Source organism: Vibrio gazogenes (assembly GCF_023920225.1).
Taxonomy (GTDB): domain Bacteria; phylum Pseudomonadota; class Gammaproteobacteria; order Enterobacterales; family Vibrionaceae; genus Vibrio; species Vibrio gazogenes.
The window spans coordinates 1756444-1782067 of record NZ_CP092587.1 but is presented as its reverse complement, the minus strand read 5'-3'; the positions used below and the strand labels follow the sequence as shown (position 1 = coordinate 1782067).

Genomic DNA, 25624 nt, shown 5'->3' with positions numbered 1-25624 from the left:
AGATGAAATATATTTTTATCGGTTTGTTATGGTTATATACCAGTACTGTCTCCGCGGTGGAACTGAGTCGTCATGTCGCCGCTCAAGTGGTTCAAGCTCAAAAACAGGCTGAACAGCAGCAGTTGGAACAGGCAATTCAGACATTACGTGCCGTCACCGCCGCGAAGCCACAGGATCAAGCTTATGTTGCTTTAATCCTAGCCAATTACTATTGGCAAAATGAACAGAGCCAGCAGGCGATTGAACAAGCCCGTTACGCGGTCACATCTAATCAACTCAAAGATGATCTGGCTTGGACCGCTAAGCGGATGCTGGCTGATCTGCTCGCGAATGACCACCAGTATCAAGAAGCCGTGACCTACTATCGACAACTGGCTGAATCTGCTCCCCCGAAAAAAGATGTGTCCCAGCTTTGGCTTCGGATCGGACAAATTTATTATCAGTTATCTCAGTGGCAAAAATCACTGGCCGCAATCTCACGATATGAACAATTCCGACTGCCGGATGCGGTGACGCCACTCTCGGTGAAATTAGGCGCTCAAATCCAGCTCACTCGCTATCAAGCAGCCATTCCAACCATTAAACGATTGTTGACACTTGAACCGGATCAACGCAACTTGTGGCTACAGTTAGTGAATATGGAGATCAAAACGAAACAGTTCCGTTCGGCGCTTGCTTCGTTGGAACTCGCGCGATTGAAAGGGGTGGCACTTTCAGAGCAAAACCTGAAATTGCTCGCGAATCTATATGCACAAAACGGTATTCCGGAAAGAGCTGCCCGAGTCATGGCCGGGTTGGCGAAGCAATCCGCACCGGCACTTGAAGAAATAACCCAAACGGCTTACTACTGGCAGCAGGCAAAGGAGTGGGATAAAGCGATTGAAAACTGGCAGCTCGCCGCACAACACGATAAAAAATATTATCGCTACGTTGCGCGTTTACAGCTCCAACAAGGTCATTATCAGCATGCGCTCGATGCATTGGCTTTGTTACAAGGACATGATAAACCAGCCGATATTGCACTGTTACGGACGCAAGCGCTCTACAAGCTGAACCAATTTGAGCAGGCGCTCAGCCAAGCGAAGAAGGCTGATAGTCTTCAACCGTCCCGCGAGGCTAAAAGCTGGATTAAGTATCTGACTCAGTTGCATGCATATCGACAAAATAGAGAATCTTAGCGGTACGTTGCGAGTCATCTCACACGATTGATGAGCCATCATGTTACTGGTGAATGAGAAACCGAATACTTCCTCGAATTAAAACCAGACATGTGATGACGCCTTTCACGTACGCCGTCATGTTATCGACAGATCAACCGATAACAGGATATTGCTACCGTGAAAATAAAAATGACGCTTCTCTCGCTCCTGATGTTGTCACAGGCAGCAGATGCCGGGCCACATGATGAATTATCTCCCGAACAAGTCATGCTGGCCAACACTTACACTCCCGGTCGTTATGAACTTGAATTCAACCACTACCGAGCCAGCGAAAAATTGGATGGCATTCGGGGTGTCTGGGATGGCAAGCTGTTACGGACTCGAAATGGTACGCCAATTCATGCACCGCAGTGGTTTTTACGCCAACTCCCGCCGTTTCCGGTAGAGGGGGAACTCTGGGCCGGAAGAGGGCAATTTCACTTGGTTCAGCAGACCATTTTGGATCAGCGACCTGATCCGAAGAGCTGGCAGCAGATGTCATTTATGCTGTTCGACATTCCCTTCGGGATTGGCCCTTATCATCAGCGCTATCATAAGATTGCCTCATGGTTACTTCGTCAGCCCGATATCTCCCATATTCATTTGATTGAGCAATTTGCTCTGACATCTCAAAAGGCGCTGGACAAATTGATGCAGCGTATCATTCAAGCGAATGGTGAAGGGATTATGCTACGGGACTGGAATGCTGCTTATCATTCTGGCCGGAGTGATACCTTGCTCAAGATAAAACCTTATCGGGATGATGAAGCGCAGGTGATTGGTTACAAAAACGGCAAAGGGAAGTATCAAAATCAAGTCGGGGCGCTTTTGGTCAGGAGTCGTCAGGGTGTCGAGTTTTATGTCGGGAGTGGTTTAACCGATCAGCAGAGAGCGTCACCTCCGAGCATCGGGAGCTGGATTACTTATCGTTATGATCGAATGACGGCGAAAGGAAAGCCTCGCTTTGCCCGGTTTCTCCGTGAACGACTGCCCTGAATCGTGTATCGCGATACTTTTTATGACTGAGTGTTGATAGGGTTGAGTGTCGAAATGGAAAGCGGATATTCGGGTCAGTTGGACTCAAAAAATCACAGGGATGCAATGCATCCCTGTGATTGGAAAATAATCAAACGATGATTCAATTATGATGAAGCCACATTCAGTTTAGGAACTGTATGCCGTTTGAAGATCCATCCGAGCCGAGTCCCCAGCATCAATGCCGCTGAAGAGAGGCCAATGATGAATCCGACCCAGAACCCGGCGACACCCATTGGTTCTACAATCCAATTGGTAAAGGCCAGAATACAACCGAAAGGCAGTCCGAATAACCAATAAGCAATAAAAGTAATGTAGAAAAGGGACTTCATGTCTTTATAGCCCCGCAAGGCACCGGCTGAGACAACTTGAATCGAATCGGTGCATTGATAAATCGCGGCAATAAACAGCAGGTGAGCTGCCAATGCAATGACTTCAAGATTATCTGTATACATCCAAGCCAGTTGTTCACGGAACAGGATCGTCAATGTTGCGGTGATCACTGCTGTACTGAGACCTAAGGCGATGCCGACTTTTGAGGCGATGATCGATCCATCAAAGTCATCTTCACCCAGTTTATGGCCCACACGGATACTAACTGCGGCACCGATACTCATTGGGAGCATAAATACCATCGATGAGAAGTTAACTGCAATCTGGTGAGCTGCGACAACGGTCGCTCCCAATTTAGCAACCAAGAGGGCAACCACGGCGAAAAGTGACACTTCAAAGAAAATGGCAGCAGAAACGGGCAGCCCCAGACTGAAAATCCGCATCTGCTCTTTCTTATTGATACGAGCAAGTGACTTGAAAGGGGAGAACGGGGCGAGCCGTTTGGCCGTGACAACATAGAAACATAACATCAAGAACATCGTCCAATAGACGATTGCTGTCGCGACTCCGCATCCAACACCGCCCAATGCCGGGGCACCGAACTTACCGTAGACGAAGATCCAGTTCAATGGAATGTTGATCAGTAAGCCGAGGAAACCAATCACCATGGCCGGTTTGGTCATCGACATCCCGTCAGTCAGGTTTCTCAGTGCCTGAAAGAGCAAGAAAGCCGGTGCACCAAACATCATGGCATACATGTAATTGCGGGTTTTTTCTGCCAAGGGAAGATCAATATCCATCCAGACCATAATTTGGTTGGTCTGGAGTAGGATCAGAATGACAGGAATTGTCAGCAAAAGTGCGGTATAGATGCCTTGCTGAATTTCGTAAGGAATACTGTTCTGTTTGCCGGCGCCATTCAACTGAGCAATCACTGGCACTAAGGCCATTAGAATCCCCATACCGAAAAGGATAGTTGGCATCCAGATACTACCGGCGACAGCAACAGCCGCCATATCGACAGCGCTGGCACCACCGGCCATAACGGTGTCAACAAACCCCATTCCTGTCTGCGCCACGGAGGCGATTAAAACGGGAACGGCAAGGTTAAATAATTTTTTTGTTTCTGCTTTATAGAGATGCACAAAATTACCCAATGAGACAAAAAATAAAACGAGTTAAATTCACTGCTATTCACATATACCCTGATGTTTAGGACAGAGATCGTATCCGATATCTTGCGTGTCATTTGGGTATATTACTGCAGCCCGATAGCCTGAGCCCTGCTTGAGATGATATGGATAAACCGAGTCATCTCATATTGCGTATCCCTGCCTGACGATATTCAATGAAACTATTATATTCGCGTCATATGGATGTCGTCTGAATATATTCTATCACTGTCATACTCAGTAGGCAGCAAGAATGTTTATAGGAATCGTTCAAAGTTCAGTAAAAGTTGTTTGACGAGAATGAAAAAAGAACCTATATATTCATGTAGTTGCATTTGTTGTTCAGTATGACAGAAGCGAGGGGCAGTGCCTCTCGCTCATCATGTGATCGGTTACATATAATCGGTTACGAGTGGTCTGATTTGGAGAGTGCTTTTTGAGCGGCTTGACCGATAGACTCAACATCGGTGTTGTTTGAGGCTAAGAACCGCTCGAATAATGGCATTAAAGCGCCCATTTTCTCATCAATGGCATCGCGAACCGTGTCTACAACCACTTGCGTACCACGCTCGATTTCCACATTAATATTTGAGCCGCTCTGCTTATCTTCGAAAGTGGTCATTCTTCGGGTTTCCGGGATCAACCAAACATCAAACCAGCCTTCATTTTTATTTACATCTGAAACGGTCAGACTTGCACCATTTAAGGCAATATACCCTTTGGGGAAAATATACTTACCCCATTCGTGCGGGACTGAAATACGGACACGATAGTTATCATCAATCTGTTGTACGTCAAGTACTGACGTTTTGAAATCAATGTGTCCTGAAAGTGGATGTCCGCCAATTTCAGCCCCATCTTTTGCAGCGCGTTCGACATTGACTCTTTGGTTCTGTCCGTACTCACTCAGCGTAGTAATCTCCAAGCTTTTGAGCATGACGTCAAACTTTGCTTTGGTGTTTGTAACTATCTCCGTCACCGTTAAGCAAACGCCATCAATTGCAACACTCGCCCCAACTTCTAGGTTGGTACAGAAACCAGGTTCAAACTCAATATTAAATGTTCTTATACCCTTGTGGTCACTGATTGATGAGATAAGACCGACAGACTGAATGATACCTGTGAACATTGTTGTTTCTCCTGTTATGCCCATGTGACAGTGTCGTCGGTATTTTGAACCAGTTGTCGCTTAATTCCTAGTGTCTTTTCTCATGCTGAGCGGCTTCAAGCCCTGTAATGATTTTCTCGCTATGATTCTTCTAAAATATAGCGAATCGACTGTTGGGCATCATCGAGATAATGGCCGCCAAAGCAGTTACAGTGATTGAGGATGTGATAAAGGTTATAAATATGCTTGCGTTCCTGATATGCCAGTTCTAACGGTAAAACACTTTCATAACCCTGATAGAATTCAGGCTCGAATCCACCGAATAGCTCTGTCATGGCAATATCGCATTCTCGATCTCCCCAATAGCTGGCAGGGTCAAAACAGAAGGGGGCAAGTCCGTTGTCCGCCACGTTCCCATGCCATAAATCGCCATGGAGTAATGAAGGTTTGGGTTGATGAGGTCCAAGTCGCTGAGCGATAATTTCGACAAATTTGTCAATATCAACAAATACGATGCCTTTTTCATAAAGCAGTTGCAACTGCCAGCCGATGCGCTGTTCGGCAAAAAAACGATGCCACTTTTTGTTCCATGAATTGGGCTGGATGGTTACACCAATATAGTTATCCTGATCAAAACCATACTCTTTTTGTTCTCCCCATTGATGGAGGCGAGCTAACTGTTCACCGAAAAGGTAGCTGCGTTCTCCGCTCTCCAACGGTTTTAAGTGGATATAATCCAGCACCAGAAAAGCATGCGTCTTGGAACTGCCGATCAGTCGTACTTTGGGAAGATTCACACAGTGACTACGCGCAAGAGCCTTGAGGTTATCTTGTTCGCAAATCAATTGTGAGAGTCCCTCTTGCTCCGTGACTTTGACAAAATATTTCTCTTGTCCGTCACTGATGACATAGCTGGCATTGATATCACCGCCATGAATTCTTTGTCTCTCGTGAAGTTGAAATTCTTTGCCTAATGTAAGTGATAGTTGTTCTACGATACCTTGCCACATAACGATTACCTCGTAACGACGCCTTCGTAAGTCTAGGTGAGAGTCAATTATTTTTCCTATTCTTTATAATTAATAGTGACTTGGATAGGGGGCATCCCTTGAATAATGTGATTTAATGCATATTCTAGAGTTCCGATTTGAACATTCAGTTCTTGAAATTGGTTACAGATTATCTATAGACTGTGCTAAACGTTCAAAAACAATAATTTTCTGAACAGCACTACTGCAAAAATTGCGTTCTATAATTAGAATAGAAGTAATTGCTGGCTTAGACATGAATCATCGTGGAGTACAAAAGTGGTTGTAGAAACCGAAGGCTATTTGGCATTGATCGAGCATCTCTCATTAAATCTCGACGTGTTCATGCACGAAGGTGATATAGGTCAGGAGAGTGTTGAAGATGTTGTGACGGATCTAGTTGCAAGTAATATTATGGATATTTTCGAACAGAATCCTGACCTTCATTCAAGTGTCCGTTTTCAACTTCTGAAAGAAGCGGATATGGTTGCCGAAGATTTGGAAGAAGTGCTGGCCGGATGCTGGAAGAAAAAAGCAACCAATGAGCAGATTATTTTTCTGGATGAGTTTATTTCATTGATGAAGAATCTGTTTGATACGGCTGTTGCAAAATATGACTGAGTATGAAGAATGATTCGCTTTCATGTTAGCGTTTAGTTATATTATTATCACTGTCATACATTTGTCATATAACTGTTACACGACTGAAATTTTTTATTCTTAGCATCAACGCAGGTATTCACCAGATGACCAACTCAGATGCTAAATATTTTCAAATTTTTTTCCTCATCTTCCCTTATCAGAATCATCAGCACGTGTTTTGTTGCCTTTATTCTGTTTGTTGTACTGCTTTCCTATCAGGGACTCCGCGGGCTTCATTCTGTCGCCGGACAATTTGATCACCTGTCTAACCGGGCATTTCCCTTGGCAATTACCAATGCTCAGCTTGTGCAAGCGATTCTAGAAAATACCAAGCTGATGAGTGCTGGTATTCGTACAACACAACAAGATCAACTGACCCAAATTCGCGCAGGCATTGATCAAAAAATCAATGCGACGCAAAGCCTGTTAGAGCAGCTCAAGCAAGCGGTGGATGAGTCAGTTCAGCACAACAGCCTCACCAAAGCACAGGTTGATACGATTACTCGCAATGTAGACACCTTTGTGTCTCTCAGTCGCTCATTGATGTCGATACAGGCAGAGAAGTTAAAAGAGCAAGTTCAGTTAAAAGATGCCGCAGATACTTTTCGTTATGGTGTGAGCTCTATCGGCCCTGAAATGAACCGGATTGCCAACATGCTGGCTTTTGAAAATCCGGAAGCAATGGATGCTGCCAATCGTTTTGTTGCAAATGCTGCAAAAATGGAAAGTCTGTTTTTGATGCTGATGATGGAGAAAGACGAAGGCGCTGCGCAAAAATTCTATAAGACGCTGAGAACCCGGGAGTCGGCCGTCTCACTGGCTTTCGATGATTTTCGGGAAATGTATCCAGACGTATCTGAATTTGCCAGTCTGACCGCCCCTTACGAACTCATGGAGAAAGGGTTTGCTGACCACGGTGTCATCAAGCAGGTATTGGCACAAATTGACTTGATCCACAAACAGGATGAGCAACTCAATCAAGCGATCAGTATTGCAACTGAAACCATTCAGAAACTGGATGAGATTTCACAGGGGGCCAGTCAGCAGATCAAGAATAATCAATCTTTGGTGAAAGAGACGCTTAGTCTGACAACCTCGGCTCAGATATGGTTCATGGTGATTGCAATTATTGTTTTGGTTATTGTTTGGTTTCTTTTACGTCGTTGGGTGCTACATAGTCTGCGTCATATTCTGACCGAGTTGCATTCTCTGGCACAAAAAGACTTCTCGGATAACCTGATTGAATCAGGTCCTTCAGAACTGAGAAGCGTTGCCAGAAATCTGAATGAAGTGGTTGATGCGATCCGTCTGTCACTCAATCAAGTGACGGAAACGTCTTCATCACTTTATCAGGCTTCGGAAATCAGTCATCAAGCATCAGAAAGTAGTCAGCGACGTTTGACGCGCCAGAATGAAGCTTTGGCAGGTATGAGTACAACCATGACGGAAATCGAAGCATCAATTAGTGAAATCGCATCAATTACCGGCGAGACCCATCAGGAAAGCCAGCTATCCGTTGCTCATGCCCAGAAGGGGCTCGATGTACTGCTTCAGAATCAGAATGCACTGAAATCTCTTAATGCACGGCTGGACAGTAGTGATGATGCAATGAATGAACTCGTGGAACGGGTTGATCAGATTCAGGGCATGGTCAATTTGATCAGCGGGATTGCTGAGAATACTAATCTGTTGGCGCTAAATGCGGCGATTGAAGCTGCCAGAGCGGGTGAGCAGGGCAGAGGTTTTGCTGTGGTCGCAGATGAAGTGAGAAAGCTAGCGAGCGGAACATCTGAACAGACCACGAACATTCGTCAATTGATGTCAGAGTTGGTTACATCAGCAAATCGTTCGCGTCAGGCTGTGAATGATTCGCGGCAACAAATGTCACTGGCATTAGAATCCGGAGAAGAAGTTAAATCATCATTCACCTCGATTGAATCATCGGTGCAAGGCATTTGTGCGCGGGTTGAACAGATCTCTGTCGCGGCAGAACAGCAAGAAAAAGCTACGGCAGAAGTAAACCATTCCATCGCTTTAATTGCTGAACAAGGGCAACAGACAGCGTTAAGTTTACAGGAAGTGGTCGGTAGTGCCGGGCAGGTTTCCGACATAGCCAATCAGCAACAGACGATGCTGTCACAATATCAGTTGTCACAACATCAACGATCAGCGACGCCGACGGTCGCTGCATCCGCTTAAACTCTATCCACTTAAATCCTATCCACTTAAATCCTATCCGCTTAAATCCCATCTCATTGCGGTGCCGATCATCATGGTTGGCACCGCTCATTTCTGGATGTATCGTCGTTTGAATTGGGTATATCATCTGAATTTGAGTATATTGTCTGCATCGGATACGGGCAAAGCTGTACGATTGTGATGTCCGAAACAACTACAGAATAATAATCACCGCTATGGAGGAGGCGCGCCATGTATTATGGCTTTGACGTCGGTGGAACGAAAATTGAGTTTGGTGCATTCGATACAACCTTGACCCGAGTCGCAACCGAACGTTTGCCTACTCCGCTAAAGAACTATGACCAGTTTATCAACGTGATCGCAGAACAAGTTGAAAAGTATGATGTAATTTTGGGCTGTGTTGGTCAAATTGGTGTGGGGCTCCCCGGCATGGAACGTGTTGATGACGGCACGTTGCTGACGGCCAACATTCCGAGTGTTAATGGTCGTCATTTACGCCACGACTTGGAAGAACGACTGCAACGCCCCGTCAGGATCGAAAATGATGCAAACTGTTTTATCTTGTCTGAAGCATGGGATGACTCGTTGCGAGACAGTCCTTCGGTCATGGGACTCATTTTAGGTACTGGGTTTGGTGGCGGACTAGTCTACCGCGGTGAAATCTTTTCCGGCAGAAATCATATCGCAGGAGAAGTCGGCCATATGCGAATACCAATAGATGCATGGTTTTGGTTAGGAGACAATCCGCCTTTATTCCAATGTGGATGTGGTCAGCAAGGGTGTCTGGAGAACTATATTTCTGGTCGCGGTTTTGAGGCGCTGTATCAACACCGGTATGGGCAATTCAAACCTGCCGTCGAGATCATTGAGAATTTTTACGCAGGTGATAAGACAGCAAGTGATTTTATTGATTTTTTCATCGAATTGTTGGCGATATGTCTCGGAAATATCTTTACGGCTCATGATCCGCATACCGTTGTACTGGGTGGTGGACTATCAAATTTTGAACGGCTTTATCAGGAGCTGCCGCAGCGAATCTCGCGTTATTTGTTACCAATCGCACAATGTCCGGAAATCAGAAGAGCAAAATACGGCGCAACCGGCGGTGTCCGGGGCGCTGCATTTTTAAATCTTCAACCTTGAAAATAACGATGTTTATATTGTTCTACTTGGTTTGGCAGCCTGATTAATTCGGGCTGCGATGCCGTTCACTTTGTACATACTGCACCACAAATTCAGCAATCTGGGTGGTATTATTCATATCCAGACAAGGCAGGGGACAGGTGATCATGCGATCTGTTGCGACTGCAATAATATCCGGATCATCGGGATAGAGCCACGGCTTGTTCATTTCGTGACGGTGTAACTCTATTTTAGGAAAGCGCTGTTCCTTACAACCTTCAACCAGAATAATATCCAGACTCTCTGTATCAAATTGTTGTAGCAAATGATAGAAATCAGGAGATGTCGGTGTTTCGGGAAATTCAGTGGTCAGAATGGTTCGCGCCGGTGTCGAAAGTAATGTCTGAAATGCCCCGGCTTTGCGCAGTCGAAAACTGTCTTTCCCCGGTTCGTCCTGTTCGATGGCGTGATGTGAATGTTTATAAACACCCACGCGAATGCCATGTGCCATCAAGACAGGAATTAAGGATTCCAGCAGTGTTGTTTTTCCGGTTCCGGAAAAAGCAGCAAAGCCAAGTACAGCAATATTGGGCAGCTTGTCTGAAAGACTCGTCATGTTAATGATGTTCCTTAGAAAGTGGTTTTAGGTTCAGGCTTTGGGTTTAAACCGTCTGCTGATCTTGCGGATTTAACAGTTGTTCTGGGGTATTCACATTCATGAACATCGACTGAATATCGTGACAATCAACAGGACGGGCACCGAGCTGGTCAAAAAAGCGCATCACTTTTCGCTCACCTTGTGCCAGAAAGTGTTCAAGCTGACTGAGCACGGAACGATGGGCCAGCGCATAAACCGGCTGATATTTTTCACCGTCATGAGCGACATAAACCTTTCCACCGCTCTCACTTGCCTGACAGAAGCGCTCAACCAAATCATGGCTGACATGTGGGCCATCACAGGGAAGAATGCCAACCCATTCCGTTTTAGCATGTTTTAAACCGCTGTGTAGTCCGGCCAGAGGTCCGGGATAATCCGGATAAAGATCTTCAATGACCGGCGCATATTGCCGGTAAGCCGCTTGATTGCGATTGGCACAGATCCAAAGAGAGGAGACTTGAGGTCGCAGTGCGTCAATCACCCGCTGGATTAATGGCCGCCCCTGATAAATCAACAACCCTTTATCATGACCACCCATCCGCGAAGATTGTCCTCCGGCAAGAATCACCCAAGTGATTTGATGTTCTTCGAGCATATTACATTTACTTCATACCGAGACAGGCATTCACTTTATCTCAATCACAATTTATCTCAACTACAATATCAATACTTGGCTTGATGATATGCGTGAAAGTATCCGGTTTGGCTACTTTTGAAATAAGATCACGATACGATTGAAGAAATAACATGGATTTGATGAATCGTTGCGTGAAATGGTGACAATAGTGCCAAGGTAGGCGAGAATATTCCGTATGTTATTCTGAATAATAGATTCCTTTGCCTGAAAACAGTTGATCATCTAGCCGAGAATCATACTTGTGAAATTACTGACCGAACGACAATTTCTGACTTTTTCTGTACTGGTGATTAGCCAGCAACCAGAGGTTCAAGTGCAGTTTATCCATGCTTTATCTGGTTTGGTTTCAGGATTGGATACAATCAGTAATCCGCAGGATGATAGTCAGTTATTGGCGCTTTATGACCTGATTATTCTGGACGTTAATGCGTGCCAACCCCATGAAGTTACTCAAATTGCATCATGTTTTGAAGGCGAAATCTTGCTGTTGTTGAGTGAAAAAGATTTCAAATCAGACCTTGTTCAAGGACGTTATTATCTATTGCCCCCGTTAAACGAGCATCAGATTCAGCAAGCGGTTAAGCCTGCCTTACAACGGCTGATTGAAACCCAAAAATATACGGTGCTGACACAGACATTAGATCAGTATCACCAGACAACCATTGTTGGTCATTCGGACAAAACAACATCTCTCAAACAACAGATCATGCAGTACGCGCCGTCGAAAGCGCCCGTTTTGATCGAGGGTGAGGCCGGAACGGGTAAAGAATTGGCAGCTCGAGCTATCCATGAGGCGAGTGGGCGAGTCGGGCCTTTTGTCATGGTGAACTGTGCGGATATCCATTCGGATTCAGTGGCAACAGAACGGCTGTTCCATCATGGTGGTTCGTTACGTCTTGCCAATCATGGCACACTGTTTTTGGATGGTATTGAAAATATCCCTGCCGATTTTCAACATATTTTGGTTCAGTTACTTGAAGGGCGAACGGTTCAGTCACATGGGGGGAGTTCATCGTACTTAATTGATGTTCGTTTAATATCAGCAAGCACGAAAGGAATGACTAATATTGTCAGAGAGAATGGATTTTGCAGAGAGTTATATGAACGCTTGTCAGTATTGAAAATGAATATTTCCCCACTGCGTGATAGATTGAGTGATTTAAGAGAACTATTCCCTTACTTAACCCGACGTCTTTGTAAGCAATTATCACTTCCCATACCGACGTGGTTAAATGAATACGATTTTTATCAAGGCAAATATAACTGGCCGGGAAATGTAAGAGAGGTTATTAACCTGATTGAGAAGTGCTTGGTTATAAATAAATCCCCTAATGATTATTGGCATGAGTATATGATACCGTCATCACAATATGCGTCGAAAATGATGATTAATGTTTCTCATCATAGTGAAATTCCAGAGTTTTCTCCATCAAGAACACCAACACCGATGCGGGGTTATCCGAGTGATTGGAGTCTTCAGGAAATAGAGAAATCCCATATACTGAAGGTGGTTGATTTTTACGATGGCAATAAGTCAGCGGCGGCTCGACAGCTTGGTATTTCACGCAAGACATTAGACCGGAAATATAAAGAATGGCAATCAGAGTTTGATTGAGTTCACTAAGACGTGTTATGTGACATTATTTACAATAAAAACCCTACCAATACTTCATTATTCTCTAAAAAATGAGACATTTGCTTATTTATTGATACGCTATTCTACTCTGATATTCGGATCTTAAACCTTATTTATTTATCGGTATTGCAATAATTGTTTACACGAGATTTTGTGACAAATAAAAAGTAAGGGTGACTCGAATGTGAGAGCCTGTTAATAAAAAATAAGAGCGATTAAAAAATGTCATATTTAAAAAAACCTACAAAGTCAGATATCACATGGCTAATTGAATGTCAGTTTATTGAACACCAGATCACTGTCGGCGCATGGATCACAATACAAAAGCAGTTAGTTGGATTTGAACTGATTCCTGATCACGCTTCGGAAAATCTTGGGACATTACGACTGCATCGTCGTGAAAAAAAAGACTACCGAAAAAACTTAAAATCCAAAGAGCCCAAACTTTATGCGATATTAAGTACAACCCCTCAAAAAGAAATTCAGATGCTAACTGCGTCTCCCCGAACGGCTCGACGGCTTATGGATCAAGAATACTTAGTCCTATCAAATCGGATGCCGGATAAAGTCAGGGCATGGATTGCATCTTACATTGATAAACGTTAGCTGATATAAAGAATTGTTTCACTTAATTGGGTGCCCAATGTTGATGCATTAGATCAATATTGGTGCACTCTCATGTGGTCGGGGAATGTTTATCAATCGGGTATAAATTAAATAAACCTTATTATTCAAAGTATTAATATCTATTTTTTTACAGCTTATCACTGCCATGTAATTTGGCACAAATACTGCTTAAATCGCTGCAAACTATTATTCTCCCCAAAATGGGGATTTTTCATTTTTATAGCACTAAGTTAGGGCATCTTATGGGCGGCGAAACTCTTTCCGGGATGCAGAGTGCAATTGAATTGATGGAGAGAACGAGAATGGAGCACAATTTAAGTCAAGTTCAGGGGGCAGTTCAGACCCTGACTCAAAGTTCAGATACACTGTTTTTATTGCTGGGTGCGATTATGGTTTTTCTGATGCACGCTGGCTTTGCTTTTCTAGAGGTTGGCACGGTCCGAAAGAAAAATCAGGTCAATGCCTTGGTCAAAATACTGGTTGATTTCGGCGTGTCAACCATCGCCTATTTCTTCATTGGTTATTGGATTGCATACCATACGACTTTTTTCTCCAGTGCTGAAGTGCTTGCGGCGGGGAACGGTTATGCTTTAGTTAAGTTTTTCTTTCTACTGACTTTTGCGGCTGCGATCCCTGCGATTGTTTCTGGTGGTATTGCCGAGCGAGCTCGTTTCCATCCGATTATGATCGCCACCTTTTTCACGGTTGGTATGATTTATCCATTTTTCGAAGGGATGATCTGGAATGGCAACTTCCAATTCCAAAACTGGCTTGAGGTTCAGTTCGGTCATCCGTTCCATGACTTTGCCGGTTCGGTCGTTGTCCATGCTGTGGGCGGATGGATTGCGCTGGTTGCCGTGATCTTTTTAGGAATGAGGAAAGGACGGATTCGAGCCGGGAAACATACCAACTTCGCGCCGTCAAATATTCCATTTCTTGCTTTAGGCGCTTGGATTCTTAGTGTGGGATGGTTTGGTTTTAATGTGATGTCGGCACAAACACTCAACGGGATCAGCGGTCTTGTTGCCATGAATTCTCTCATGGCAATGGTTGGTGGTATTCTGGCTGCATTTATTGTCGGTAAAAATGACCCCGGATTTATTCATAACGGACCGTTGGCAGGATTGGTTGCAGTATGTGCCGGTTCGGATCTGATGCATCCTCTTGGTGCGTTGGTTACGGGGGGAATCGCAGGGGTTCTGTTTGTTTGGGTGTTTACCTGGCTACAGAACAAAACGCATATTGATGATGTGTTGGGAGTTTGGCCACTTCACGGTTTATGTGGTGCCTGGGGCGGCATTGCCGCAGGTATTTTTGGTCAGCAGTCACTCGGTGGTATCGGTGGTGTGAGCCTGACGGTTCAGTTGCTGGGAACCATTGCCGGTATTCTCGTCGCGCTATTTGGCGCATTGATTGTTTATGGTTCACTTCAGAAAATCATGGGTCTGAGACTTTCTGAGGAAGATGAATTTAATGGTGCGGATCTATCCATTCATAAAATTTCCACTGTCAATGAGGAATAAATCATCACGTATAAGTACGGGGGCTCATCCCCGTGCTTATTGGCTAATGTAATGATTGGATTTATTTAAATAACATCTGTTCAACACCGTCTTTCGCATCATTTTTTCTTATTCGTATAATTAGAAATAATCATGTATAGCACGTTAAATTCGTGACCCGGATTGTCTTTTGTCAAGCTTATCTTCAAGTTCGTTCACTTCCGTATTCCCAAAACTTCTGATTGCTGGTCAAATATAACTGAAGCTTATTTTTAGTATATTATTTTGCCAATGATGAGAAACTTAACATGAATACAACAATATTAGTACAGAATAACAAATATTCATCTGGTAAATGGACTTACAAAGATTTTACATGGTGCCTCTCCCTGTTTGGAACAGCCGTCGGAGCGGGTGTGCTTTTCCTCCCGATTAAAGCTGGGGCCGGTGGCTTTTGGCCATTAGTCATTCTAGCCCTGATTGCTGCACCAATGACCTGGTTTGCGCATAAAAGTCTGGCGCGTTTTGTGTTATCAGCCAAGCATCCTGAATCTGATATTACGGATACAGTTGAAGAACATTTTGGTAAAACCGGTGCCAACCTGATTACGTTTGCTTATTTCTTCGCAATTTATCCTATCGTGTTAATTTATGGCGTGGGAATTACCAATACGGTGGATTCATTCTTGGTGCATCAACTTGCGTTGCCCTCGATTCCCCGTTGGTTATTATCCGGCGCATTGATTCTAACCATGACGGGTGGGGTGGTATTTGGTAAAAACCTGATGCTGAAAGCAACCTCATTGATGGTTTATCCGCTGGTGTTGATTTTACTCGCGCTGTCGGTTTATCTGATTCCGGACTGGAATACATCGATGATGGAAGTGAAACCCGATTGGTCGGCGATGCCGATGATTATTTGGCTAGCGATTCCACTGATTGTTTTTTCATTTAATCACAGCCCGATTATTAGCCAATTTACCAAAGAACAACGTTTAACTTATGGTGATGATGCGACGCAGAAGACCGATATGATCACTGGTGGTGCTGCATTTATGCTGATGGCATTTGTGATGTTTTTTGTGTTCTCGGTCGTACTGTCGCTTTCTCCTGAACAACTTGCACTTGCAAAAGCGCAAAACATTTCTGTCTTGTCTTATTTAGCGAATGAACATGATTCGCCTTTGATCTCTTATTTGGGACCGATTGTGGCGTTTGCTGCCATTACATCCAGCTATTTCGGCCATTTTCTTGGTGCGCATGAAGGGTTGGTTGGGTTGATTAAATCCCGCAGTAACATGGCGGTGAAATCAATTGACCGATCTGCTCTGATTTTTATCGTTTTGACGACTTGGATCGTTGCCATTATTAATCCGAGTATCTTAGGGATGATTGAAACCATGGGCGCACCGATGATTGCTGCCATTTTATTTATTATGCCGGTCTATGCGATGAGACGCGTTGGTGCGATGAAGACGTTCAAAACTTCTGCACCAGTACAGGTTTTTACCATGATCTGTGGTTTGGCTGCCATTACTTCTGTAATTTGTGGCGCTTTGTAACGTTTTGTCTGTACCCAATACTTTTACAACCCCACAGGTGTTATCTTTTGTGGGGTTGTTCATTTTTATTTACGGGTAAACACGTTATACCGATGATGTTTCCGGGAAAAGGGCGGTATATCGCTGAAGCCTGTTGAACGAGGTATACCATGGTCTATTTTTGTCTGCAAAAAAGATCAGGTATATTAAAGGTAAAACATGAAAGTATAAGGATATGACATGCACTATCCATATCGTAATATTGTTGTTCTCACTGGCGCTGGTATTTCCGCTGAATCAGGGATTCAAACCTTCAGAGCGCAGGATGGTCTTTGGGAAAATCACAGTATTGAAGATGTTGCGACTCCCGAAGGGTTTGAACGCAATCCGGAACTGGTTCAGGATTTTTATAATCAACGACGACGAAAACTTCTTTCTGCATCGATTCAACCGAATTCTGCTCATCTTGCTTTAGGTAAACTTGAAGCGGAACTCGATGGTCAGGTCACCGTCATTACCCAAAATATCGATAATTTACATGAACGCGGCGGGAGTAACAATGTGATCCATATGCATGGTGAACTGTTGAAAGCACGTTGCTGCGAATCACAGCAAGTGATTGATCAAATGGATGATTTGCACATGGGTGATCTTTGCCATTGCTGTCAGATACCTTCTCAATTACGTCCTCATATTGTGTGGTTTGGTGAAATGCCGTTGAGAATGGGAGAGATATATACTGCACTCGAACAAGCGGATTTGTTCATTTCAATTGGCACTTCAGGGGTGGTTTACCCTGCGGCTGGTTTTGTTCATGATGCCAAAATGCATGGTGCTCATACGATAGAAATTAATCTTGAGCCGAGTGCCGTGGAAAGCGAATTTGTCGAAAAGCGTTACGGTAAAGCCAGTATAGAAGTCCCGAAACTGGTTGATGAGTTACTTTTACCTGATTAGCTTTTTGTCTGAAGAGACACTTGTTTGAAGGGGTTCTTGTCTGATTCGGTGTTCATTGCGAGACAATGGATGACATATAAAAAAGTGGCTTTCGCCACTTTTTTATTTTCTAACCCTAAACGACCTTCTATGAAGGTGGTGATCGTTGAAGTCAGACTGTTTGTTGCAACTTGGACAACGAATCACTAGTTACTGACTTTCAGCTTTTGGTAATACGATTCGTATAAGTGATTTGCCTCACCGACTTCATCCTGCCAGACACCACTGTCCATAACCGATTGAGGTGGGAAGATGTTCGGATCATTGGTAAACTCGCTTGGTAGTTGTTTATAAGCTGCCTTCACCGGGGTCGGATAACCAACTTCCAGCGCAATTTTTGCTGCGTTTTCAGGACGAAGTAGGAAATCAATCATTTGATGAGCCGCTTGAATATGTTTGGCACCTGAAGGAATTGCCAGACTATCCATCCAGAAAATCGTGCCTTTCTCCGGCCAGACGATATCAATGGGTGCGCCTTCTTGCCGTGCCATATATGCCGAGCCATTCCACAGCATTCCTAGGGCAACTTCACCGGCAATATATGGATTTGCCGGGAAATCAGAGTTGAATACGAGTACGTTCGGCATGAGCGATTTCAATGCTTCGTAAGCGGCTTTAATTTCATCCGGATTGGTCGTATTGGGTGAGTAGCCCAATTTTGACAGCGCAATATGGAAAACTTCACGCGCGTCATCCATCAACAACAATTGACCTTTCCATTGTGGATTCCATAAATCGTCCCAACGATGAATCGTAGATTTATCAATAATATCAGTGTTGACGCCAATACCGGTTGCTCCCCAGATATAGGGGATGGAATAGTTGTTATTCGGATCAAACGATTTATTCAGATAATTGGGATCCAGTCCATCGAAATGAGGTAGCAGAGATTTGTCAATTGGTTGCAACATGCCTTCTTTGCGCATTTTTGAGACAAAGTAAGTTGATGGTACAACTAAATCATAACCTGATCCCTGAGTCTTCAACTTTGCGTACATCGTTTCATTCGATTCGTAAGTTGAATAGATGACTTTAATCCCTGTTTCTTTGGTAAATTCCTGAAGGATTTCATTTGGAATATATTCAGACCAGTTGTAAAAATAGAGCGTCTGATCGTCTGCCATACTATAGCCGGAAAATAATGCAGCGGTAGACAAAATACCTGCAAAGAATTTATTTTTCATTATCGCTGTGGATCCCTGTTAGCCGTGGAAAGTGTTAATCACACCAAAGAATATGATGCGATACGTCTGTGCAATTATGGCATTGAAAACCATGATTGTAGCCAATGAAGTTCACTAAAAACTTCAAAAGATGAATCATTTTTTATCTTTGTGGCAATTTTATTTTGAGTGGCGTTGGAGCTTATCTCTCCCAATATAATGAGATATAACAACCAGTATAAATGATATCAGTAACATCACTGTCGCCAGCGCGTTGACTTCCGGAGAAATACCGACTTTCACCATGGAATAAATTTTTAAAGGCAGTATTTCATAACTCGGGCCAGTCACAAATGAGCTGATAATGACATCGTCCAGTGAAAGGGTAAAGCTAATCAGCCAGCCTGAAGCCACAGCCGGCTTGGCTAATGGGAGGATTATTTTATGCAGAATCACCCATTCGCTGGCCCCTAAATCTCTGGCTGCTTCCAACATTTTGACGTCAAAACCATTCAGGCGTGTATAGACAGCAACGACGACAAAAGGCAGACAAAATGTAATATGGGAAAAGAATAATGTCAGAAAACCGAGATGGACACCTAACACAAGAAAGAGGGCCAACAGAGAAATCGCCATCACGATATCCGGTGACATCATCACAACAAATAGCATCCCATTGACTAGGGGTTTACCTCGGAACCGATAGCGAAATAGCGCAACGGCGGTCAAACTACCAATGATGGTTGCTGTTGTCGCCGAAAAAACCGCGATATTGAAAGAGTGCCATGCAGCCTGAATCAAACTGTCATTCTCGATAAGAGAGTTATACCATTTGGTAGAGAATCCATCCCATCGCATGCCAAATTTATTGGCATTGAATGAGTTGATGATCAAAACAAAAATCGGGAGATACAGAAAACTATATACGATAGTCATCAAACTAAAGCGAAAGATTTTTGTCATGGTTTAAAGTTCCATTTTTCTGTTTAACAGGCGGCCGGTCTTGTAATAAACATAAAGCAGCAGTGCCATGACGAATGTCAGAGCGATGCTGGTCGCTGCACCGGCTGGCCAGTCTCTCGCATTGAGTATTTGACTTTTAATAATATTACCGATCAACGGATTTTTCGCCCCGCCCAGTAAATCAGAAATATAGAACATGCCAAGTGCCGGTAATAGCACGAGTAAACAGCCACCGATAATACCCGGCATTGTCAGAGGAATAATAATTTTGATTAACGTCTGAAACTTATTTGCTCCGAGATCTTGCGCGGCTTCCACATAGGCGTAATCCAGTTTTTCGAATGCGGAGTAAAGCGGCAGAATCATAAAAGGGAGTAAAATATAGACCAGTCCGATCATGACGGCAATTTCGGTATACATGACTCGAAACGGGGTATCAATCAACCCTAAGCCAAGCAGTGACTTATTCAGGATACCATTGGTCCCCATGACGATTTTCAGGCCATAGGTGCGAATCAGAGAATTGGTCCAGAACGGCACAATCACGAGAAATAACAGCAAAGGGCGCCGGGCCACCGGCATCTTTGAAATTGCAAATGCAAAAGGGTAGCCGATGAGCAGACAGAGCAATGTCGCGATTCCCGCCATATAAAATGAATGCGCCAGCACTTTCATATAGAGCGGGTCGATCAGACGGATATAGTTTTCCCACGTGAGCGTAAAGTTGATGAGGTCAGTCTCATCTCTGGTAAGAAAGCTCGTTCCAATCACCATCAGATTAGGGATGAAAACAAAGAGCAACAGCCAACTTACAATCAAACAGATTATGGCTTGTCGGAGACTAATTCGAGGCATTTTCATCCAGAACTACCTCCCAACTTTCAACCCAAGTAAGTACAACTTTTTGACCGAGCGAGTGATCGACATCAGGGTCATCTTCATTGAAGAATTCACTGACCATAACGCGCAGGCCAGACGACAATTCAACCACTGAATCCAATGTCATCCCTTTGTAGGTTCGATCGATCACATGTCCGGTAATCCCTTCGCTATCACTTTCTTTCACTTCTTTCAGACGAATATCTTCAGGGCGCAATAGAACCTGAAGTTGCTGACCGGCAATCATCGGTTTATCGAAATCAATGATTGCATTTGTCCCTTCGATTGAAACAAGAATCCGTTTGTCATCCACTCTCTCGATGGTCACCGCTTCAAACACATTGATTTCACCGATAAAACGAGCGACGAACAGGTTTTTCGGATCTTCATAAATTGCTTTCGGTGTGCCGTCTTGTTCAATATTACCGTCTCTCATGACGATAATTCGATCTGACATCGACAGCGCTTCTTCCTGATCATGGGTGACAAAAATGAAAGTAATCCCCAACTGGCGTTGAAGTTGTTTCAGTTCGACCTGCATTTGTTGACGTAGTTTATAGTCGAGTGCGGATAATGACTCATCCAGCAAGAGCACTTTCGGTTTATTGACCATGGCTCGAGCTATGGCAACCCGTTGTTGTTGCCCACCGGACAACTGATGAGGTTTGCGTCCGGCATAATCGTCTAATCGTACCATTTTCAGCACTTCGAATACTCTGGTGTGAATATCCGCTGTCGGCACTTTGCGCATTCTCAATCCAAAGGCCACATTGTCGAAAACCGTCATATGCGGGAAGAGGGCATAACTTTGGAAAACAGTATTCACGTTACGATGTTCTGCCGGAATAGCAGTGACATCTTGTCCGTCGAGGAAGATGTTGCCCTGATCGGCTGATTCAAATCCCGCAATCATTCTCAGGATGGTGGTTTTACCACATCCGGATGGCCCGAGAATGGTTAAAAACTCACCGTGATTCACTTGTAATGAAAAGTCATCAATAATTTTTTTTCCGTCGTAACTCTTGGTCATTCCTACCAGAGAAACCACGGGAAACTCATGTGATTGTGCTGCGTTCAATGTTTGCATTTCTCCATTGAAAGGCTGAGACTATCAGCGTCGATTAAGGTATCTCATGACGATCCATGTTATTCGCTGCATCATAATATTCACTCATTTGAAGTCAATTCAATTTTCGAGGCTTGACAATGAATTTTTATGACAACTTCAACAAATTACTCAAATGATGCGTAGAAATCAGTGCCAACGAGGGCGTTTTTATCAAATCAATAAAAAAAGTTACATCTATGCAATTTCGGGTTGAAATCAATTTCAGTATAATGCCCCCTTCGTTATGAATATGGTGGTCTGAATTACAGCCATCCAAGAGGTAGCATGAGTCAGAAATTTGAAAAAGAGTTTAATTTAGGGGGAAGCTTAGAAAAAGCTTTGACTGGCGATTATGAACTGAAAGTTGGCGCGATTCTCAGGGAAGGCGTATCCTGCACGGCCAAGCACTTTTGGTCCTTTACTCCGGCTATATTTATTTTGCTCGCAGTACAACTCATTATTTTCTACATTGTCCTGAAACTTCAATTACCAGACATGGATAGTATTCTGGCGAGTCTCCAGAATCAGGAGAAAATCGATCCCCGTTTAGTGCAAGCCTTTTTTATTGCTGTATTTAGTTTCGAAGTGGTTAGCGCACCGATTTATGCCGGAGCCAGTCTTATGGCGATGAGTCATGCTGCGGGTCTAAAAACGCAGACCCGGTATATTACCAAAGGGCTACAATTCACAGTTTCCGTGACGCTGGCAACATTGATTATGCTCATTACTCAATCGCTCCTCGGGCAAGTTTTTTGGCTTCTTTCCATGTATGTCTCCGTTGCATTTAGTCATACGATTCTGTTGATTTGTGAGAAACGTTTGCCAATCTTTAAAGCCTTATTGCTCTCTCTGAAAGCAACGAATAAAAAAATCCTGCCTCTTACCAGTATCTACTTTATTTTGATGATGCTGACCGGATTTGCGATTCTTTTTTATGGTATCGGTTTTATTTTTGTCTTGCCGTTTTTCTTACATGTCAAAGGTATCTTATATCGCAACATGTTTGGGATTCGGTTGACGATTGTTTCGACATCAGACAGTGATCAGCAAAGTAAGGTTTTCAATGCGTAAACTGATTTATTTCTTTTTTTCCGTCGTTGTACTGATTCTCGTCAGTTGTACTTATTATCAGTTGCAGATTGAAGAGCGTCGTTCGACGAGGGAAGGCAAGCAACCGCAAGGTATACCTGTTGCAACTGCGCCAAAATTCAAGGCGTTTAAAAATATAGAACAGAGAAAACATGCTTTCTTTCATTACCTTAAACCGGGGATCAAATATGAAAATCACCGAGTCCAGAAAGAAAGAGATTTTTTGCTAAACACCAAAGAGGACATTAAGTCTGGTTCATTGTCTCAGGCTGAAATTGAACAATTGGCTGAACTCAGCTCTCTTTATTCGGTTAAAATTCCTGTGGAAGGCCCCAACTTAAAATGGCTGGATAAAATGCTGTATAAGGTCGACGTACTACCGGAGGCGTTGGTACTGATTCAGGCTGCAAATGAATCGGCCTGGGGAACCTCCCGTTTTGCCAGAGAAGCCAATAATTATTTTGGCCAATGGTGTTATCAAAAAGGGTGTGGCTTGGTTCCACTCGCCAGAGGGGAAGGGATGGCGCATGAGGTCGCAAAGTTTAAATCCGTACAACAATCGATTCATCGATATTTTATTAATGTTAACCGTAACTTAGCTTACCGAAAATTACGCGAAATCCGTTATCAGCTTCGAGCGAAAGGTCAGGATCTTTTATCGCTGGAGAGCGCCATGCAATTAACGAACGGATTAACCAAATATTCCGAGCGAGGTGAAGCTTACGTGAAATCCCTTCAAACGATGATTCGCCATAATCAGAAATATCTGCAAGATGATTCAGTTGCTACAGAATAACGCCAGTTTGACCGAGCCGGAATTGACGGCTTGGTTTCATTGCCTGTGTTAGAGCGATATTTAGCGATTTACATATATTTCAACCCACGCGAAAAATCCGTATAATCCACGCCCTACAGAGAACCTAGCAGTAATCTACAGTCGGAATAATCGACAGTGTGAGAAGTCGTCATGAATCAAAAAGATACCAGAAAAGAAACCCTTGAGTTCAACAAACTCCAGAAGCGTCTGCGCAGAAATGTTGGCAATGCCATTATTGATTACAGCATGATTGAAGAAAATGATGTTGTGATGGCTTGTATCAGTGGCGGAAAAGATTCATTTGCGATGTTAGATATTCTGTTGAACCTGCAAAAAGCGGCACCCGTTCAATTCGATGTGGTTGCTGTAAATCTCGATCAAAAACAACCTGGATTTCCCGAGCATATACTGCCGCAGTATTTTGAGAGTCTGAATATTCCGTATTATATTGTGGATAAAGATACTTATTCGGTCGTCAAAGAAAAAATACCGGAAGGGAAGACAACATGTGGGCTGTGCTCTCGGCTTCGTCGCGGTACTTTATATTCGTTTGCTGAAAAAATAGGGGCAACAAAGATCGCGCTTGGACACCATCTGGATGACATTGTTGAAACCTTGTTTCTGAATATGTTTCACGGCTCGCGGATGAAAGCTATGCCACCGAAACTTCGCTCTGATGATGGGCGTAACATTGTTATCCGACCATTAACTTATTGTCGGGAAAAAGATCTGATTCAGTATGCCGAGCATAAAGCATTCCCGATTATTCCTTGTAATTTGTGTGGCTCTCAGGAAAATTTACAGCGACAGGCGATTAAGGCGATGCTCATGGAATGGGATAAGAAAACCCCCGGACGTGTCGAAAGTATTTTCAAATCGCTGCAGAATGTGAGTCCAAGTCAATTGGCAGATAAATCACTGTTTGATTTCATGGATCTGCCGCTGGCGCGTGAAGGGGACCGAGGTGAATACGCTTATAGTGAAGCCATTGTATCCTCTACGAATATTGGATCCTCAGCAAATATCGATGAATCCATGTTTATTGATGTAACAAACGTGTAGGCTGAATATTCACCAAGTCAGACAAGTGGTATGGTTCAAGATGGGTCGAATGAACCTCAAACAAAAACCTTGCGTTATTGACGCAAGGTTTTTTGTCCATATACATTCTGATATTGGTTTAGATATTTAATCTACGAGCTCTGATTCGGATCAAGTGGACTGACATATCCTTCCGGTTTAATTGCCAAAACATCACAGTCAATTTTATCAATAACATGTTCTGCGGTGTTGCCGATAAAAATTGAAGACAATCCTGTTCTGCCTGTCGTACCAATGATCACCATGGCTACATTCAGTTGCTTCGCTTGTTTTGGAATAATATCTTCAGGTAAACCTTCTTCTACGATGGTTTGTTCATCGTCAATCCCGAAAGACTGGCGCAGCTCTTTCATCGATGTCAGACAATGGGAGCGGACTGCATCCCGATAGGCCGTGATATCAAATTCAGGTAGCTCAAGTGTGATATTACTCGGTGTGACCGGATATGAACTGACTAAATACGGCGTTGCGTCGAGATGATCCGCAATACTCAGTAATTGTTCGGTGAGTTTTACATTCAATGAATGATGAACCTCATTTTCAGAACCGACATGTACAGAAGCCATTACATTAGATTCTTTCTGCCACTCAGTATTTTTCACCAGTAATACCGGGACAGGACATTTACGCATCAGATGCCAGTCAGTTGGTGTAAAGATCACCGATTCGAGGAAGTCATGTTTACGTGTTGCTTTGATTAAAATATCGTATTGCCCGGAAAACACTTCAGCAATAATTGCCTCATAGGGGCGATGGTACCAAACGACTTTGACCGTGAAATCGATCGAATCGTCGATGTAAGGTTTCGCGACACTCTTGAGCCAAGCCTCTCGCTGATGAATAACGCCGCGACGCATCGCTTCTCGTTCGTCAGCAGAAAGCATGGATGTCATGTCATAAGAAAAATCATAGATAGAGAGGAACAACGTGATGTGACTAATCTCTTCGTTTTTCTTGGCTAGCAGCATTGCTCGCGCAAGAGCCGATTGCTCATCATGGTTAACATCTGCAATTACAAGAATATTATTGTAAATACTCATTATATCTCCCTCATATCATGGGGCTTCAA

The 25624-nt window shown here is 43.7% G+C and carries 23 protein-coding genes; 13 read left to right on the top strand and 10 right to left on the bottom strand.

From position 1 onward, the window contains the following. Positions 1–2: 2 nt before the first annotated feature. On the top strand, positions 3–1178 hold the full coding sequence (locus MKS89_RS07965) for a tetratricopeptide repeat protein (RefSeq protein ID WP_205409085.1): 1176 nt from the start codon (positions 3–5) through the stop codon (positions 1176–1178). A 159-nt stretch (positions 1179–1337) separates the two neighbouring features. Then, complete coding sequence (locus MKS89_RS07960) at positions 1338–2195, top strand: DNA ligase (RefSeq protein WP_077316185.1); 858 nt, start codon at positions 1338–1340, stop codon at positions 2193–2195. A 146-nt stretch (positions 2196–2341) separates the two neighbouring features. Here MKS89_RS07960 and MKS89_RS07955 read toward each other — a convergent pair whose 3' ends face one another. The 3 genes from MKS89_RS07955 to MKS89_RS07945 form a co-directional block, all read right to left on the bottom strand. Next, the gene (locus MKS89_RS07955) at positions 2342–3712 is read right to left on the bottom strand and encodes an MATE family efflux transporter (RefSeq protein WP_072957783.1); all 1371 of its coding nucleotides are present in this window, start codon (positions 3710–3712) and stop codon (positions 2342–2344) included. Between the two features lie 433 nt (positions 3713–4145). After that, positions 4146–4868, bottom strand: coding sequence for a riboflavin synthase subunit alpha (locus MKS89_RS07950; protein ID WP_072957785.1), 723 nt, complete (start codon positions 4866–4868; stop codon positions 4146–4148). A gap of 119 nt (positions 4869–4987) precedes the next feature. Beyond that, the gene (locus tag MKS89_RS07945) at positions 4988–5857 is read right to left on the bottom strand and encodes a fructosamine kinase family protein (protein ID WP_072957788.1); all 870 of its coding nucleotides are present in this window, start codon (positions 5855–5857) and stop codon (positions 4988–4990) included. 297 nt (positions 5858–6154) lie between these two features. On the opposite strand from MKS89_RS07945, the gene MKS89_RS07940 reads away from it, so the two are divergent. From MKS89_RS07940 to nagK, 3 genes are all read left to right on the top strand, one after another. Then, positions 6155–6496 (top strand): DUF3802 family protein, encoded by a 342-nt coding sequence (locus MKS89_RS07940; protein ID WP_072957791.1) that lies wholly within the window; start codon positions 6155–6157, stop codon positions 6494–6496. 138 nt (positions 6497–6634) lie between these two features. Continuing rightward, the gene (locus MKS89_RS07935) at positions 6635–8716 is read left to right on the top strand and encodes a methyl-accepting chemotaxis protein (protein WP_072957793.1); all 2082 of its coding nucleotides are present in this window, start codon (positions 6635–6637) and stop codon (positions 8714–8716) included. Between the two features lie 231 nt (positions 8717–8947). After that, the gene (gene nagK / locus MKS89_RS07930; RefSeq protein ID WP_072957795.1) at positions 8948–9859 is read left to right on the top strand and encodes an N-acetylglucosamine kinase; all 912 of its coding nucleotides are present in this window, start codon (positions 8948–8950) and stop codon (positions 9857–9859) included. Between the two features lie 43 nt (positions 9860–9902). Here the strand turns inward: nagK and mobB are convergent, their stop codons facing one another. Next, entirely contained in the window at positions 9903–10454 is a 552-nt protein-coding gene (gene mobB / locus MKS89_RS07925; RefSeq protein WP_072957798.1) for a molybdopterin-guanine dinucleotide biosynthesis protein B, read from the bottom strand. 46 nt (positions 10455–10500) lie between these two features. Then, positions 10501–11091 (bottom strand): molybdenum cofactor guanylyltransferase MobA, encoded by a 591-nt coding sequence (gene mobA / locus MKS89_RS07920; protein WP_072957801.1) that lies wholly within the window; start codon positions 11089–11091, stop codon positions 10501–10503. A 283-nt stretch (positions 11092–11374) separates the two neighbouring features. Here mobA and MKS89_RS07915 point away from each other — a divergent pair, with 283 nt between their 5' ends. From MKS89_RS07915 to cobB, 5 genes are all read left to right on the top strand, one after another. Beyond that, complete coding sequence (locus MKS89_RS07915; RefSeq protein WP_072957804.1) at positions 11375–12748, top strand: sigma-54-dependent transcriptional regulator; 1374 nt, start codon at positions 11375–11377, stop codon at positions 12746–12748. Between the two features lie 243 nt (positions 12749–12991). Then, a complete protein-coding gene (locus tag MKS89_RS07910; RefSeq protein ID WP_072957807.1) occupies positions 12992–13375 on the top strand; it encodes a DUF3305 domain-containing protein in 384 nt (127 codons plus the stop codon). Positions 13376–13698: 323 nt separating this feature from the next. Then, positions 13699–14919, top strand: a complete 1221-nt coding sequence (locus MKS89_RS07905) for an ammonium transporter (RefSeq protein WP_072957810.1) — start codon at positions 13699–13701, stop codon at positions 14917–14919. Between the two features lie 287 nt (positions 14920–15206). Then, a complete protein-coding gene (locus tag MKS89_RS07900) occupies positions 15207–16460 on the top strand; it encodes an aromatic amino acid transport family protein (protein WP_072957812.1) in 1254 nt (417 codons plus the stop codon). A 219-nt stretch (positions 16461–16679) separates the two neighbouring features. Then, positions 16680–17396, top strand: a complete 717-nt coding sequence (gene cobB, locus MKS89_RS07895; protein WP_072957815.1) for a Sir2 family NAD+-dependent deacetylase — start codon at positions 16680–16682, stop codon at positions 17394–17396. A 185-nt stretch (positions 17397–17581) separates the two neighbouring features. Here cobB and MKS89_RS07890 read toward each other — a convergent pair whose 3' ends face one another. From MKS89_RS07890 to potA, 4 genes are all read right to left on the bottom strand, one after another. Then, positions 17582–18619, bottom strand: coding sequence for an extracellular solute-binding protein (locus MKS89_RS07890; RefSeq protein ID WP_072957818.1), 1038 nt, complete (start codon positions 18617–18619; stop codon positions 17582–17584). A 159-nt stretch (positions 18620–18778) separates the two neighbouring features. After that, entirely contained in the window at positions 18779–19561 is a 783-nt protein-coding gene (gene potC, locus MKS89_RS07885; RefSeq protein ID WP_072957821.1) for a spermidine/putrescine ABC transporter permease PotC, read from the bottom strand. Between the two features lie 3 nt (positions 19562–19564). Continuing rightward, the gene (gene potB, locus MKS89_RS07880; protein WP_373636451.1) at positions 19565–20416 is read right to left on the bottom strand and encodes a spermidine/putrescine ABC transporter permease PotB; all 852 of its coding nucleotides are present in this window, start codon (positions 20414–20416) and stop codon (positions 19565–19567) included. Continuing rightward, positions 20403–21527, bottom strand: a complete 1125-nt coding sequence (gene potA / locus MKS89_RS07875; protein ID WP_072957826.1) for a spermidine/putrescine ABC transporter ATP-binding protein PotA — start codon at positions 21525–21527, stop codon at positions 20403–20405. Before potA ends, potB begins: the two co-directional genes overlap by 14 nt. Before the next feature lie 306 nt (positions 21528–21833). Between potA and MKS89_RS07870 the strand changes: the two genes are divergently transcribed. The 3 genes from MKS89_RS07870 (at position 21834) to ttcA (ending at position 24516) form a co-directional block, all read left to right on the top strand. Further along, complete coding sequence (locus tag MKS89_RS07870) at positions 21834–22619, top strand: DUF2189 domain-containing protein (RefSeq protein WP_072957828.1); 786 nt, start codon at positions 21834–21836, stop codon at positions 22617–22619. Further along, positions 22612–23433: a glucosaminidase domain-containing protein gene (locus MKS89_RS07865; RefSeq protein ID WP_072957830.1), complete on the top strand. Its 822-nt coding sequence runs from the start codon at positions 22612–22614 to the stop codon at positions 23431–23433. Before MKS89_RS07870 ends, MKS89_RS07865 begins: the two co-directional genes overlap by 8 nt. A gap of 171 nt (positions 23434–23604) precedes the next feature. Further along, a complete protein-coding gene (gene ttcA, locus MKS89_RS07860) occupies positions 23605–24516 on the top strand; it encodes a tRNA 2-thiocytidine(32) synthetase TtcA (protein ID WP_072957833.1) in 912 nt (303 codons plus the stop codon). A 131-nt stretch (positions 24517–24647) separates the two neighbouring features. Here the strand turns inward: ttcA and uspE are convergent, their stop codons facing one another. After that, complete coding sequence (uspE, locus tag MKS89_RS07855) at positions 24648–25595, bottom strand: universal stress protein UspE (RefSeq protein ID WP_072957835.1); 948 nt, start codon at positions 25593–25595, stop codon at positions 24648–24650. Positions 25596–25624 lie beyond the last annotated feature (29 nt).